Source organism: Pseudomonas sp. SDO5522_S412, assembly GCF_054071215.1.
The window spans coordinates 1-13,259 of sequence record NZ_JBSVWQ010000035.1; the positions used below are offsets into that span (position 1 = coordinate 1).

The following is a 13,259-nucleotide window of genomic DNA, read 5'->3' on the forward strand; positions in this document are numbered from 1 at the left end:
TTTCGACTGCGCCGGAAGTGGGGCGAATTATAGACTTCCAGAATCTGCCGTCAACCCTTAATTCAGCTTTTCTATCAAATAGGCATTTCTGGCTAAAAACCGACCAACTTCCCTCTATATAGAGAGCCCCAACAACCCTCTATATAGAAGAGAAGCTTCAGATGACCCCGGCCTCCCTCAAAGCCGACACATTCGCTGGCGTCAAACCCAGCACTTGCTGCAGCACCTGATAGGTATGCTCACCCAACAGCGGAGGTGCGCTGCGGTATTCAACAGGCGTCTTGGACAGGCGCATAGGACTTGCCACCTGGGGCACAGTACCAGCCAACGCATGAGGCAACTGCATCGCCAACCCGCGCGCTTTTACCTGAGGATCGGCAAACACCTGCGCCAGGTCATTGATCGGGCCGCAAGGCACACCTACTCGCTCCAGCTGAGCTACCCATTCAGCCGTGCTCTTGAACACGGTAGCCTGACGGATCAACGGAATCAGCACCGCCCTGTTGGCCACTCGCAGCTTATTAGTAGCAAACCTAGGATCATCCGCCCACTGGGGCTGCCCAGCCACTTCGGCAAATTTGCGGAACTGCCCATCATTACCCACAGTAAGAATGAAGTCGCCATCCGCCGTAGGAAAATCCTGATAGGGAACGATATTCGGATGAGCGTTACCCAGGCGCTTTGGAGAGACGCCCGTCGTCAGGAAGTTCATCGCCTGATTAGCCAGACAAGCCACCTGCACATCCAGCAATGCCATATCGATATGCTGGCCGCCACCATCATGATCCCGGTGAGCCATGGCCGCCAGGATCGCAACTGTCGAGTAAAGCCCCGTAAGAATATCCGTCAGCGCCACGCCAACCTTAACCGGTCCGGCGCCGTCTTCACCCTCCGGGCGGCCAGTCAGGCTCATCAGCCCGCCAAGCCCCTGGATCATGAAGTCGTAGCCCGCCCGCGTCGCATAGGGCCCGGTTTGACCAAACCCGGTAATCGAGCAGTAGATCAACTCCGGATTGATCTCCTTGAGCGACTCATAGTCCAACCCATAGGCCGCCAAGCCGCCTACCTTGAAGTTCTCGATCAGAATGTCGGACTTCGCCGCCAGGTCACGCACCAGCTTCTGGCCCTCCGGCCGCGTGAAGTCGATCGTCACCGATTCCTTGTTGCGATTGGCAGACAGGTAATACGCCGCCTCAGTGGTGTTTTCCCCATACGCATCCTTGAGGAAGGGTGGCCCCCAGGCACGAGTGTCGTCGCCATTCCCGGGCCGCTCGACCTTGATCACTTCAGCGCCAAGGTCTGCAAGTATCTGCCCGGCCCAAGGGCCCGCCAGCACTCGCGACAAATCCAGTACCCGCAGGTGCGAAAGCGCGCCCATGGTCGTTCTCCTATTAATAGAACGCCTGAATACCGGTTTGCGCTCGCCCCAGGATCAATGCATGCACGTCGTGAGTACCCTCATAGGTATTCACCACTTCAAGGTTGACCAGGTGGCGGGCAATGCCGAACTCATCCGAGATGCCGTTACCACCGAGCATGTCACGCGCCATCCGGGCAATGTCGAGCGACTTGCCACACGAGTTACGCTTCATGATCGAGGTGATTTCCACAGCCGCAGTGCCCTCATCCTTCATACGACCCAACCGCAGGCATCCTTGCAGCGCCAGGGTGATTTCAGTCTGCATGTCTGCGAGCTTCTTCTGGATCAGTTGAGTAGCCGCCAAAGGCCGCCCGAACTGCTGGCGATCAAGGGTGTACTGACGCGCGGTATGCCAGCAGAACTCCGCGGCCCCCAAGGCACCCCACGAGATCCCGTAGCGTGCCGAGTTAAGGCAAGTGAACGGTCCTTTCAGGCCACGCACATCCGGGAAGATGTTCTCTTCAGGAACAAACACGTTATCCATGACGATTTCACCGGTGATCGAGGCGCGCAATCCGACCTTGCCGTGGATCGCCGGAGCACTCAGACCTTTCCAACCCTTTTCCAGCACGAAGCCGCGAATGTCGCCCGCATCGTCCTTGCCCCACACCACGAACACATCCGCAATCGGGCTGTTGGTAATCCACATCTTGCTGCCAGTGAGGCTGTAGCCGCCATCCACTTTGCGCGCGCGGGTAATCATCGCGCCCGGGTCGGAACCATGGTTAGGCTCGGTCAGGCCAAAGCAGCCAATCCATTCACCAGAGGCCAGCTTCGGCAGGTATTTCTGCTTTTGCGCTTCGGTACCGAATTCATTGATAGGCACCATCACCAGTGAGGACTGCACACTCATCATCGAACGGTAGCCAGAGTCCACACGCTCCACTTCACGAGCGATCAGGCCATAGCTGACGTAGTTCAATCCACTGCCACCGTACTGCTCTGGAATCATCGCCCCCAGCAGGCCGGTCTCACCCATTTCGCGGAAGATCGCAGGGTCAGTCTTTTCATGGCGGAAGGCTTCGAGAACACGGGGCGCCAGCTTGTCCTGGGCGAACTGTTGGGCACTGTCGCGCACCATGCGTTCTTCTTCGGTGAGCTGTGAATCCAGCAGCAGTGGATCGATCCAGTTGAAGCTTGCCTTACCGCCCATGAGTGAGTCCTCGCGAAGTAAATCAAAAGTCGTGCATGGAGCCTAGGCCGGGCAGGCGAGGAGGGCAAACGAGGATTTTGCATAGCCTTGTGCTAATTTCTCACTCCGTAACATTCAAAAGCGGCATAGATGCTCTCTACTTGTGAGGTCACGGTACATGCGCAGAAAAATTCCCAGCACCACGGCGCTGGTCAGTTTCGAGGCTGCAGCCCGCCACGAGAGCTTTACCAAGGCGGCACAGGAGCTTTCGATCACCCAGGGCGCAATCTGCCGACAAATCGCCAGTCTTGAGGAGTTTTTAAGTGTCGAGCTGTTTCGACGCTCGCGCCGGGGCGTGAAACTGACAGAAGCAGGGCTTTCCTACAGTCGCCGGGTGGCTACGCAACTTGACGCCGTGGAACGCGACACCCTTTCGATCATGGGACAGCAGGGCACCAACGTTATTGAATTGGCGGTGGTCCCGACCTTCGGCACCCAATGGCTGATCCCACGCCTCAAGGACTTTCAGCACCAGCATCCCGAAGTCACCGTCAACCTGACCAACCGCACACGGCCTTTCCTGTTCGCCGATACCGAATTCGACGCGGCAATCTACTTTGGCGATGCCGACTGGTCCGGTACCGAATCCCACAAACTGATGGGAGAAAACCCGCTCCCGGTATGCAGCCCGCGCTTGCTGGGCGATCGCACGCACTTCACTGCACACGAAATCGCCGAACTGCCCCTGCTGCAACAAACTACTCGACCCTATGCCTGGCGCCAGTGGTTCAACGCGCAACAGCTGGACATACCCCGCGACATGACAGGCCCGCGTTACGAGCTATTCTCCATGTTGTCCCAGGCAGCCATGCACGATATGGGCATTGCACTGATACCGCCGTTCCTTATTCAAAGGGAACTGAGCGATGGGCACTTGGTGATTGCCAGCCCTCAGGTACTGGCGAGCTCAAAGGCTTACTACCTGATGATTCCCGAGAGAAAGGTCGAATCAGCTTCTCTGCATGCGTTCAGAGACTGGCTGATTGATCAGTCGCATCGTTACAACCCCAATATCTAAAGGGTCTTCGTCAATTTATTAACTTTGTAGTCAACAAAATAAAATACCTACATATGTATATATATGTCGCAATTTAGAAGACCGCATCTTTTGACCCTGAAATGGCCTTTAAGCCATGTAGGTATTGGCCTGTAGCCATAAAATTGCAGCGATGCCCAATCATTCACGTCGGCGATGGAGAAGCGCTGATATTTCGGTAAAAACTCTTTAATCTCCTGTATTTAAACGACTTTAATCTATCCATTGCGACAATCGGTCACGGGGTGACTTGTAGTTAATTTTTTGTCACCCGTCATAATCTCTTGAAGGCCGTAAAGTTCGCCTGCAAAATGCCGCGCCCCGCTGTATTTCAGCGGGATCGTGCTGATCGGCCGCCCAGATTCGCCTGTCGTGGCGCACTGGCCTTTTACAAAAATCAAAGCAAAAAGATCATGCAGGAGATTTGACGTGCACATTGGTGTTCCTCTCGAAACCCAGACCGGTGAAACGCGGGTGGCTGCCACCCCGGAAACCATCAAGAAGCTGATCGGCCAGGGCCACAAGGTCACTGTGCAAAGCGGGGCAGGCATCAATGCCAGTGTCGTCGACAGTGCCTATGAAGCAGCGGGCGCAACCATTGGCAGCGCCAGTGATGCATTCGGCGCCGAGCTGATCCTCAAGGTGGTCGCCCCCAATGACAGCGAACTGACGCTGATCAAAAGCGGCGCAGTGCTGGTGGGCATGCTCAATCCGTTCAGCAACGAAACCATCACCCGACTGGCCGAGCATGGCATCACGGCCTTTGCCCTTGAGGCCGCGCCGCGCACCTCCCGCGCACAGAGCCTGGATGTGCTTTCTTCCCAGGCAAACATTGCCGGCTACAAGGCTGTACTGCTCGCCGCCCATCACTACCCACGCTTCATGCCAATGCTGATGACCGCCGCCGGTACGGTGAAAGCCGCTCGCGTGCTGATTCTTGGAGCTGGTGTAGCAGGGCTGCAGGCGATCGCTACCGCGAAACGCCTGGGTGCGGTCATCGAAGCGTCCGACGTGCGTCCGGCGGTAAAGGAACAGATCGAATCCCTGGGCGCCAAGTTCGTCGACGTGCCATACGAAACTGATGAAGAACGTGAATGCGCGGTTGGCGTGGGCGGTTACGCGCGCCCAATGCCAACAAGCTGGATGCAGCGCCAGGCCCTGGCCGTGCATGAACGTGCCAAGCAAGCCGACATCGTCATCACCACCGCACTGATTCCGGGCCGCAAGGCACCGACCCTGCTCAGCGCCGAGACCGTCGCTCAGATGAAGCCAGGCTCGGTGGTCATCGACCTCGCCGCAGCCCAGGGCGGCAACTGCCCGCTGACTGTGGCAGACCAGGTGGTCGTGGAAAACGGTGTGACCATCTGCGGCCCGACCAACCTGGCCGGCGCCGTCGCCGCCGATGCCTCGGCGCTGTACGCACGCAACCTGCTGGACTTCCTGAAGCTGGTCTTCACCAAGGAAGGGCAGTTTGAAATCAACCTCGAAGACGACATCGTCGCCGCGTGCCTGATGTGCCGCGACGGCCAAGTCATCCGCAAAAACGCCTAAGCAGGGATTCAGACGATGGAAGAGCTTATTTCCCCCGGTATCTACAACCTGATCATCTTCGTGCTGGCGATTTATGTCGGTTATCACGTGGTCTGGAACGTCACCCCGGCCCTGCACACCCCGCTGATGGCCGTGACCAACGCAATTTCGGCGATCGTGATCGTCGGCGCCATGCTGGCAGCCGCACTCACCGTGACACCGCTGGGCAAGACCATGGGCACCCTGGCCGTAGCCCTCGCGGCGGTCAACGTGTTCGGTGGATTCCTGGTTACCCGCAGGATGCTTGAGATGTTCAAGAAGAAAGCCCCGAAAGCAAAAGAAGAGGCGCCATCGTCATGAGCATGAATCTGGTCACGACGCTCTACCTGATCGCGTCGATCTGCTTTATCCAGGCCCTTAAAGGCCTGTCACACCCGACGACGTCCCGGCGCGGCAACCTGTTCGGCATGCTCGGCATGGCGCTGGCGGTGCTCACCACCGTGGGTCTCATCTATAAGCTCGGCGCCGAGCTGGCCACTGCCGGCATTGGCTACGTCATCGTTGGTCTGCTGGTCGGCGGCACCGCCGGCTCGATCATGGCCAAGCGCGTGGAAATGACCAAGATGCCGGAGCTGGTGGCGTTCATGCACAGCATGATCGGCCTGGCTGCAGTGTTTATCGCCATCGCCGCAGTCGTGGAACCACAGTCGCTGGGTATCGTGAAACACCTGGGGGATTCGATCCCCGCCGGTAACCGCCTGGAGTTGTTCCTCGGTGCAGCCATCGGTGCAATTACGTTCTCCGGCTCGGTCATCGCCTTCGGCAAGCTGTCGGGTAAGTACAAGTTCCGCCTGTTTCAGGGCGCACCGGTACAGTTCGGCGGTCAGCACAAGCTGAACCTGGTGCTGGGGCTGTTGACGCTGGGCCTGGGCCTGGCCTTCATGTTCACCGGCAACCTCAGCGCCTTCGCATTGATGCTGGCCCTGGCGTTCGTGCTGGGCGTGCTGATCATTATCCCGATTGGTGGCGCCGACATGCCGGTGGTCGTCTCGATGCTCAACAGCTACTCCGGCTGGGCTGCGGCGGGGATCGGCTTCTCGCTGAACAACTCGATGCTGATCATCGCCGGTTCGCTGGTGGGTTCAAGCGGTGCGATCCTGTCGTACATCATGTGCAAGGCGATGAACCGCTCCTTCTTTAATGTACTGCTCGGCGGTTTCGGCAACACGGCAGACGCCGCCGGCCCGGCCGGCTCGAAAGAAGCGCGCCCGGTGAAATCCGGCTCGGCTGACGATGCAACCTTCCTGCTGACCAACGCCGATACCGTAATCATCGTACCGGGCTACGGCCTGGCGGTGGCACGGGCACAACATGCACTGAAAGAGCTGACCGAGAAGCTGACCCACCGCGGCGTGACCGTGAAGTACGCGATCCACCCGGTTGCAGGCCGTATGCCTGGTCACATGAACGTATTGCTGGCCGAGGCAGAAGTGCCTTACGACCAGGTGTTCGAGATGGAAGACATCAACTCCGAGTTCGGCCAGGCCGACGTGGTGCTGGTGCTAGGCGCCAACGACGTGGTCAACCCGGCCGCCAAGAACGATCCCAAGTCGCCCATCGCGGGCATGCCGATCCTCGAAGCGTTCAAGGCCAAGACCATCATCGTCAACAAGCGCTCGATGGCCAGCGGCTATGCCGGCCTGGACAACGAACTGTTCTACCTGGACAAGACCATGATGGTCTTCGGCGACGCCAAGAAGGTCATCGAAGACATGGTCAAGGCCGTCGAATAAACACTGCGCCAGCGCAATACCCAAAACCCTGGCCTTTAGTAGGCTGGGGTTTTTTATTGCCGGTAAAAACCGACAAAAGGCTCTAAATCGCTGCCTGGCATTCGACCATGGTAGCGGGACGAAATTTTTTGAAATCACTAGACTGCGCATCTTGCTTCCGTAGCCCGAGATAACAATCCATGTACCGTGATCGTATCCGCTTGCCTTCGTTGTTGAACAAGGTCATGAGCGCGGCTGACGCTGCCGCACTGATCCAGGACGGCATGACCGTCGGCATGAGCGGCTTCACCCGCGCCGGTGAGGCCAAGGCCGTGCCCCACGCCTTGGCCGAACGCGCCAAGACATCACCGCTGAAAATTACCCTGATGACCGGCGCCAGCCTGGGCAACGACCTGGACAAGCAACTGACCGAAGCCGGTGTACTGTCGCGACGCATGCCATTCCAGGTAGATAGCACCCTGCGCAAGGCGATCAACGCCGGCGAGGTGATGTTTATCGACCAGCATTTGTCGGAAACCGTCGAGCAGCTGCGCAACAATCAGCTCAAGCTACCGGACATCGCGGTGATCGAAGCCGTAGCGATCACCGAGCAAGGCCACATTGTGCCAACCACTTCCGTGGGCAACTCCGCCAGTTTCGCGATTTTCGCCAAGCAGGTGATCGTCGAGATCAACATGGCGCATAACCCGAACCTGGAAGGCCTGCACGACATCTATATCCCGAGCTATCGCCCGACCCGCACGCCAATTCCGCTGGTGGCCGTGGACGACCGTATCGGCAGCACCGCGATTCCGATTCCGCCAGAGAAGATCGTCGCGATCGTCATCACCAATCAGGCGGATTCGGCCTCCACCGTGACGCCGCCCGACAGCGACACCCAGTCGATCGCCAATCACCTGATCAACTTCCTTAAAGAAGAAGTCGACGCCGGACGCATGACCAACAAGCTCGGCCCACTGCAGGCAGGCATCGGCAACATTGCCAATGCGGTGATGTGCGGTTTGATCGAGTCGCCCTTCGAAGACCTGACGATGTATTCGGAAGTCCTCCAGGATTCCACATTCGACCTGATCGACGCAGGCAAGCTGAGCTTTGCCTCAGGCAGTTCGATCACATTGTCGGAACGGCGCAACGCCGACGTGTTCGGCAACCTGGAGCGCTACAAAGACAAATTGGTGCTGCGGCCCCAGGAAATCTCCAATCACCCGGAAGTGGTGCGGCGCCTGGGCATCATCGGCATTAACACCGCGCTGGAGTTCGACATCTATGGCAACGTCAACTCCACCCACGTCTGCGGCACCCGGATGATGAACGGAATTGGCGGCTCGGGCGACTTTGCGCGCAACGCGCACCTGGCGATCTTTGTCACCAAGTCGATTGCCAAGGCCGGCGCGATTTCCAGCGTGGTGCCAATGGTCAGCCATGTGGACCATACCGAGCATGACGTCGACATCCTCGTGACCGAGGTCGGCCTGGCGGACCTGCGGGGCCTGGCGCCGCGGGAGCGGGCTCGGGTCATCATCGACAACTGTGTGCACCCGGCGTACCGCGATGCCCTGAACACCTACTTCACCCAAGCCTGTGTGCTGGGCGGGCACACCCCGCATATCCTGCGAGAAGCACTGAGTTGGCACATCAACCTGGAAGAAACCGGGCATATGCTGAAGGCGTGATTGATACAGATTCGGGCTGATGCAAACACAGTTTCATCAGCCCGAGCTTCCGAGCCCAACTTTTATAAAAAACTGTACTGCTGTACCGGTCATTTCCTACCGAAATATCCTACCTCGAACTCCATAAACGCCTAAAACGCACCATAAAAGTGCCGACAGGTACAGTTGCCCCAATTTCGTACAGTACAGCCCCTATAAACAGTTAACTGGCCCCTCACAATACAGGTGAACTGTATCTAGAGAGTCTTGCGCGGGAGGAGGATCATTGGCACCAGTTAAACCACTACCTAATCCCGCCACAAGCGGAAGGATGTCATCATGGAACGTACACTCAGTTCCGATCTGTTCTTCGAAGAAAAAGCTGTAAACACCCAGGCTTCCCTGCCTCTGCGCGTTCTCGCCAACCTGATGTTGTGGCAGCGCCGCATCTCCAGCCGCCATCAACTGGCTCGTCTGGATTCGCGTCTGCTGGCTGACGCCGGTATCAGCGAAGCACAACGCTACGAAGAGCTGAGCAAGCCGTTCTGGCGCTAATTAGCGTCCGCTGGCCCTGACCCACCGGGTCCACCGCCAGCACTCCGAATTGTTAAAGCAGAACCCGCCCCGGGTAACCGGCGGCGGGTTCTGCTGTTTCTGGGGTTTGGATTTTCAATGGCGAAAACAGTCGGCTTTCTACAGACCGATACAGTTTAAAAAACATAACAATTAATCAGTACAATTTAACCCGCGTGTATCTGTACCGGTAGCACCCTCCAGCCCAAGATGATGTTCCAGGACCTCATGAAAGGCGCGCGTCATGAATACCAAAAACCAGCAACACCCTCGGTTGATACAGCTACTCAAGCGCACCGCTGCAGCACTCGTCTGCTGGGGGCAACGGGCCCGCACACGCAGGCTGCTGGCTCAACTGGATCCGCGGGAATTGTCCGATGCGGGTATCAGTCACGGCGACCGGGCATCTGAGCTGGCCAAATCGTTCTGGCGCGAGTAATCACCGCAGGAAGCTATCCGAACAGATAAGCGGCGGCTAATATCCGGCTACCACGTGGCGAACCCTGTAGAACGGGCGTCTGATGCCCATGGTCTCGCTGCTCAAGCAGTAGCTTTGTGCCACCCTTTCGTTCATTTACAGGAGTCACCCCATGTCCCGTCTTCACCTGCTGAGCGCTGCAGCCCTGTTGGCCCTGGCTGCCAATGCCAACGCCTCCAGCCTGATCGTGACCACGGATTCGATCGTCGGCGCACTGAAAGCCACCTCAGACGCCACCTCCGATGCCACTTCCTCCCTGCGTGACAACAAGGTCGTACGTGCCGCCCGTGACGACGCCGCCAGCTTCGTTGCCAGCGAAGGCGCCATCCGTGGCGTAAAACTGGAAAGCGCCCTGGCCCAGATCCGCCAACAGGCTCCACAACTGAATACCGCGACTGACGCGCAGCTGGCCCAGGCGATCCTGGCCATCTGACCGCAGGTGGGATAAAGGGGGCGCCAGGCGCTCCCCGAACCCTCCGCGCTGGCTCTCGCCCGGGCATTGCGCTAGCCTTGGCGCTCGTTTTCAGTTGTCGAGTCCCATGGCTTTTTCATACCGCCTGTTGATCGCTCCCGTAGTGTTTTGCACCTGCTGGTCCACGCAAGCTCCGGCCTTTGACCTGTCCACCCAGAGCCTCGTTGTCAGTGCGTATGCCACCAGCAAAGTGACCTCCGCACCGTTCGACCATAAACTGATACTGGCCGCCCAGGATGACGCTGCCGCTTTCATTGCCACTGACGGCCAATGGCGGGGAGCCCGACTGGAATCAGCGCTGGATTATCTGCGCCATACCCAGCCAAAACTTAACGCCAGTGACCTTGAACTGGCGCAAGCAATTCTCGTCCAATAATCATCTTTGTATTTCGGAGTCATTCCATGCGTAGCCCGCTGATCGCCGCCGCTCTCGGCCTGCTGTTGTTGGCCGGTGTTGCCCAGGCACAAACCCTGAAGGCCACCAGTAACATCATCGTCCGAGCCTCGGCCCGTACCATCGATTTCACCTCGGACACCACCACGTCCATCCGCGACTCCAAAGTCGTACGCGAAGCCCACGACGATGCCGCCAGTTTCGTCGCCAGCAATGGCGAGATTCGTGGCGCTCAACTGGAAGCCGCCTTCGACACCCTGCGAACCCGCGTGCCGGAAGCCCGCGACGCCAGCGACCAGGTCCTCGCCGAAGCTATCCTCTCTCTGTGAGGCGCATTGCCGCCTGGCTACTGGCCGGCACCTTGCTGCTGGGCGCCAGCGCGGCTCAGGCCGCCCTGCAACTGCGGCTCAAGACCGATGGCTTGAGCCCGGCCCAGCAGCAGGCGAGCCAGGCATTGCTGGATGAAGCGATGCAGGCGTTGCCGCCGCGCTTCATCGAGCAACTGGACCGGACCATCGACGTCGGCTGGACCGACAAGATGCCCGAGAACGCCTACGGCCAGGCTTCGCTGGTGTCCGAACTGGACCTCAACAGCAACTTGCTGGAAAGCCTTACCGACGGCAGTGCCGCGACGCAAAAAACCAATCGCCCCCACGGCACCGTGCGCCGGGAAATGCTCGCCACCGTGCTGCATGAACTGACCCACATCTATGACCGTGCCCGCCTGTGGTCCAGCGCCGACCGCAAGCTGATCCAGCGTTGCAGCCGCCAGAACAACATCACCGGCCTGGTCGGCCTGCCCGATCAATGCCGGGGCCAGAACGACCGCCGCTTTACCCTCAGCGATGACCCACGCCTGCTGGACCTCGCCGGGTGGCCGCAATACGTCGGCCGTCGCGGCGAACGTGAACAGAACAACCATCAGGTCGCCCGCAGCCCGGACATCTACGAAACCACCAGCCCGCTGGAATTCGTCGCCGTCAACATGGAGTACTTCCTCCTCGACCCGAGCTATGCCTGCCGCCGGCCTTCGCTGTACCGCTATTACAAGGAACACTTTGGCTGGGCGCCGCCCGCCCAGGACACCTGTGCCAAAACCTACGCCTTCCTCAACGCCGGCAACGACTTCGCCAAGACTCCACTGGGCCAGGTCGACCCCGAGCGGGTCTACGAAATCGACTACCTGCTGGCCGAAGCCAACCAGAACCTCGTGAGTCGCTGGGGCCACAGCATGCTGCGCCTGGTGATCTGCGCCCCCGGCCGGCCACGGGGCCCGGACTGCCGCCTGGACCTGGACCAGCACCTGGTGTTGTCCTACCGCGCGTTTGTCGGTGACGTACAACTGTCGAGCTGGGACGGCCTGATCGGCAAATACCCGTCGCGGCTGTTCGTGCTGCCGCTGTCTCAGGTCATCGACGAGTACACCAAGACCGAGCTGCGCGGCCTGGCGTCGGTGCCGTTGAAGCTCACGCGCCAGGAGATCAACGACACCGTCGAACATGCCGCCGAAATGCACTGGAGCTACGACGGCAACTACTTCTTCATCTCCAACAACTGCGCAGTCGAGAGCCTGAAACTGTTACGCAGCGGCAGCGCCAACCCGCAGCTGACCGGCCTGGACAACATCACGCCCAATGGCCTGCTGGAAGTCCTCAAGGGCCGAGGCCTGGCCGATACCAGTGTGCTGGACGACAAAAAACGCGCGCTGCGCCTCGGCTATCACTTCGACTCCTTCCGCGAGCGCTACCAGGCGATGTTCGAGGTGTTGAAAAAGCGCCTGCCGATCAAACAGGCTGAAGTGGAGGATTGGTTGTCACTGAGTGCCGAAGAGCGCCGCCCATGGTTCGCCGAAGCCGACCTGCGCGCCAGCGCCGCCTTGTTGCTGCTGGAACAGGCGAGCTTCCGCAAGCAGCTCATGCTGGCCCAGGATGAAGTCAAGCAACGCTACCTTGGCGCCCGCGAGCTGAAGAACGGCGGCATGGAAAAGGCCAACGCGACGTTGCAGCAGATCCTCGCCAACAGTGGCTTCCTCAGTCGCCCGGCAGAGCTGCTGGGCACCAGCGGTTACGGCTTGCCACAACCAACAGAATCCAAACGCCTGGAATCAGAGAGCGCCGCGCGCCAGAAGCAGTTGCAGTCGCTGACCGGCGATCTGGACAAAGAGGTGAGGGCGCTGCTGGAACCGGCCCGCGCGGCGGAGATTGCCGCATGTGAAGCCAACCTCAAGCAGCTAGGCGAGCACTTGCGCGCACTGCACAAGGCCTCCGGCGGGTTCGAGCTGCCCTAGAGCGCTTCTCCGTCTTCTTCCGGTAGTTGCTCATCCAGGTGTAACCACGGCAATCGGCTCTCTACCCAGATGTGCCGATCTGCCGGGGCCAGCTCCGGGTGATCCAGGGTTGCGATGGTCACATCGATACTCTCGGCACTCAGTTGCGTTACCAGCGCCAAATGCGCCCCACAGTTAGAACAGAGATACCGCACGCATGTCGGCGAAGATTCGTACTGCGCCGGCGTTCCCGCCACCCAGGCGAACGCGGAACGGGGCAGGGTGATCCAGGTCGTCACCAAGCCGCCGCTGACCCGTCGGCAAATCGAACAGTGGCAGTGGGCAATATCCACCAACGCCCCGCTGAACTGATAACGCACCCGCCCGCAATGGCAGCCGCCTTGGTGTTGCTCATGCATGCTCTGTCTCCCACATCCTTATTTCACACAGGAC

Annotated in this window: 14 protein-coding genes; 11 read left to right on the plus strand and 3 right to left on the minus strand. The window is 59.2% G+C overall.

Annotation, left to right across the window (positions count from 1 at the left end):
* Positions 1–157: 157 nt before the first annotated feature.
* Positions 158–1,378: a CaiB/BaiF CoA transferase family protein gene (locus ACW9I6_RS10750; RefSeq protein ID WP_457339275.1), complete on the minus strand. Its 1,221-nt coding sequence runs from the start codon at positions 1,376–1,378 to the stop codon at positions 158–160.
* A 13-nt stretch (positions 1,379–1,391) separates the two neighbouring features.
* Positions 1,392–2,573 (minus strand): acyl-CoA dehydrogenase, encoded by a 1,182-nt coding sequence (locus tag ACW9I6_RS10755; protein ID WP_003214743.1) that lies wholly within the window; start codon positions 2,571–2,573, stop codon positions 1,392–1,394.
* A gap of 157 nt (positions 2,574–2,730) precedes the next feature.
* Here ACW9I6_RS10755 and ACW9I6_RS10760 point away from each other — a divergent pair, with 157 nt between their 5' ends.
* The 11 genes from ACW9I6_RS10760 (at position 2,731) to ACW9I6_RS10810 (ending at position 12,827) form a co-directional block, all read left to right on the plus strand.
* Complete coding sequence (locus ACW9I6_RS10760) at positions 2,731–3,630, plus strand: LysR family transcriptional regulator (protein ID WP_003214745.1); 900 nt, start codon at positions 2,731–2,733, stop codon at positions 3,628–3,630.
* A gap of 447 nt (positions 3,631–4,077) precedes the next feature.
* Positions 4,078–5,199: a Re/Si-specific NAD(P)(+) transhydrogenase subunit alpha gene (locus ACW9I6_RS10765; protein WP_008439665.1), complete on the plus strand. Its 1,122-nt coding sequence runs from the start codon at positions 4,078–4,080 to the stop codon at positions 5,197–5,199.
* Positions 5,200–5,214: 15 nt separating this feature from the next.
* Positions 5,215–5,538: an NAD(P) transhydrogenase subunit alpha gene (locus ACW9I6_RS10770; RefSeq protein WP_008439664.1), complete on the plus strand. Its 324-nt coding sequence runs from the start codon at positions 5,215–5,217 to the stop codon at positions 5,536–5,538.
* Positions 5,535–6,971 (plus strand): NAD(P)(+) transhydrogenase (Re/Si-specific) subunit beta, encoded by a 1,437-nt coding sequence (locus ACW9I6_RS10775; RefSeq protein ID WP_003214748.1) that lies wholly within the window; start codon positions 5,535–5,537, stop codon positions 6,969–6,971. The genes ACW9I6_RS10770 and ACW9I6_RS10775 overlap by 4 nt, the downstream gene beginning before the upstream one ends.
* 179 nt (positions 6,972–7,150) lie before the next feature.
* Entirely contained in the window at positions 7,151–8,644 is a 1,494-nt protein-coding gene (locus tag ACW9I6_RS10780; RefSeq protein WP_087694539.1) for an acetyl-CoA hydrolase/transferase family protein, read from the plus strand.
* Between the two features lie 318 nt (positions 8,645–8,962).
* Positions 8,963–9,178, plus strand: coding sequence for a DUF1127 domain-containing protein (locus ACW9I6_RS10785; RefSeq protein WP_003214752.1), 216 nt, complete (start codon positions 8,963–8,965; stop codon positions 9,176–9,178).
* A gap of 262 nt (positions 9,179–9,440) precedes the next feature.
* Entirely contained in the window at positions 9,441–9,635 is a 195-nt protein-coding gene (locus tag ACW9I6_RS10790) for a DUF1127 domain-containing protein (RefSeq protein WP_003214754.1), read from the plus strand.
* A 151-nt stretch (positions 9,636–9,786) separates the two neighbouring features.
* On the plus strand, positions 9,787–10,107 hold the full coding sequence (locus ACW9I6_RS10795) for a DUF2388 domain-containing protein (RefSeq protein ID WP_008439660.1): 321 nt from the start codon (positions 9,787–9,789) through the stop codon (positions 10,105–10,107).
* Positions 10,108–10,213: 106 nt separating this feature from the next.
* Positions 10,214–10,522 carry a DUF2388 domain-containing protein gene (locus ACW9I6_RS10800; protein ID WP_008439654.1) on the plus strand — a complete coding sequence of 103 codons (309 nt, stop codon included), beginning with the start codon at positions 10,214–10,216 and terminating at the stop codon, positions 10,520–10,522.
* A gap of 26 nt (positions 10,523–10,548) precedes the next feature.
* The gene (locus ACW9I6_RS10805; RefSeq protein ID WP_003214760.1) at positions 10,549–10,869 is read left to right on the plus strand and encodes a DUF2388 domain-containing protein; all 321 of its coding nucleotides are present in this window, start codon (positions 10,549–10,551) and stop codon (positions 10,867–10,869) included.
* Positions 10,866–12,827 (plus strand): DUF7844 domain-containing protein, encoded by a 1,962-nt coding sequence (locus ACW9I6_RS10810; protein ID WP_457339276.1) that lies wholly within the window; start codon positions 10,866–10,868, stop codon positions 12,825–12,827. Before ACW9I6_RS10805 ends, ACW9I6_RS10810 begins: the two co-directional genes overlap by 4 nt.
* Here the strand turns inward: ACW9I6_RS10810 and ACW9I6_RS10815 are convergent.
* Positions 12,824–13,225: a GFA family protein gene (locus tag ACW9I6_RS10815; RefSeq protein ID WP_177028127.1), complete on the minus strand. Its 402-nt coding sequence runs from the start codon at positions 13,223–13,225 to the stop codon at positions 12,824–12,826. The two genes, ACW9I6_RS10810 and ACW9I6_RS10815, sit on opposite strands and share 4 nt — an antisense overlap.
* Between the last annotated feature and the right edge of the window lie 34 nt (positions 13,226–13,259).

What these genes read in the sequence shown, in the direction of transcription:
- ACW9I6_RS10750 (WP_457339275.1), bottom strand. Translation starts at nt 1,378, where the DNA reads ATGGGCGCGCTTTCGCACCTGCGGGTACTGGATTTGTCGCGAGTGCTG.
- ACW9I6_RS10755 (WP_003214743.1), bottom strand. Translation starts at nt 2,573, where the DNA reads ATGGGCGGTAAGGCAAGCTTCAACTGGATCGATCCACTGCTGCTGGAT.
- ACW9I6_RS10760 (WP_003214745.1), top strand. Translation starts at nt 2,731, where the DNA reads ATGCGCAGAAAAATTCCCAGCACCACGGCGCTGGTCAGTTTCGAGGCT.
- ACW9I6_RS10770 (WP_008439664.1), top strand. Translation starts at nt 5,215, where the DNA reads ATGGAAGAGCTTATTTCCCCCGGTATCTACAACCTGATCATCTTCGTG.
- ACW9I6_RS10775 (WP_003214748.1), top strand. Translation starts at nt 5,535, where the DNA reads ATGAGCATGAATCTGGTCACGACGCTCTACCTGATCGCGTCGATCTGC.
- ACW9I6_RS10780 (WP_087694539.1), top strand. Translation starts at nt 7,151, where the DNA reads ATGTACCGTGATCGTATCCGCTTGCCTTCGTTGTTGAACAAGGTCATG.
- ACW9I6_RS10785 (WP_003214752.1), top strand. Translation starts at nt 8,963, where the DNA reads ATGGAACGTACACTCAGTTCCGATCTGTTCTTCGAAGAAAAAGCTGTA.
- ACW9I6_RS10790 (WP_003214754.1), top strand. Translation starts at nt 9,441, where the DNA reads ATGAATACCAAAAACCAGCAACACCCTCGGTTGATACAGCTACTCAAG.
- ACW9I6_RS10795 (WP_008439660.1), top strand. Translation starts at nt 9,787, where the DNA reads ATGTCCCGTCTTCACCTGCTGAGCGCTGCAGCCCTGTTGGCCCTGGCT.
- ACW9I6_RS10800 (WP_008439654.1), top strand. Translation starts at nt 10,214, where the DNA reads ATGGCTTTTTCATACCGCCTGTTGATCGCTCCCGTAGTGTTTTGCACC.
- ACW9I6_RS10805 (WP_003214760.1), top strand. Translation starts at nt 10,549, where the DNA reads ATGCGTAGCCCGCTGATCGCCGCCGCTCTCGGCCTGCTGTTGTTGGCC.
- ACW9I6_RS10815 (WP_177028127.1), bottom strand. Translation starts at nt 13,225, where the DNA reads ATGCATGAGCAACACCAAGGCGGCTGCCATTGCGGGCGGGTGCGTTAT.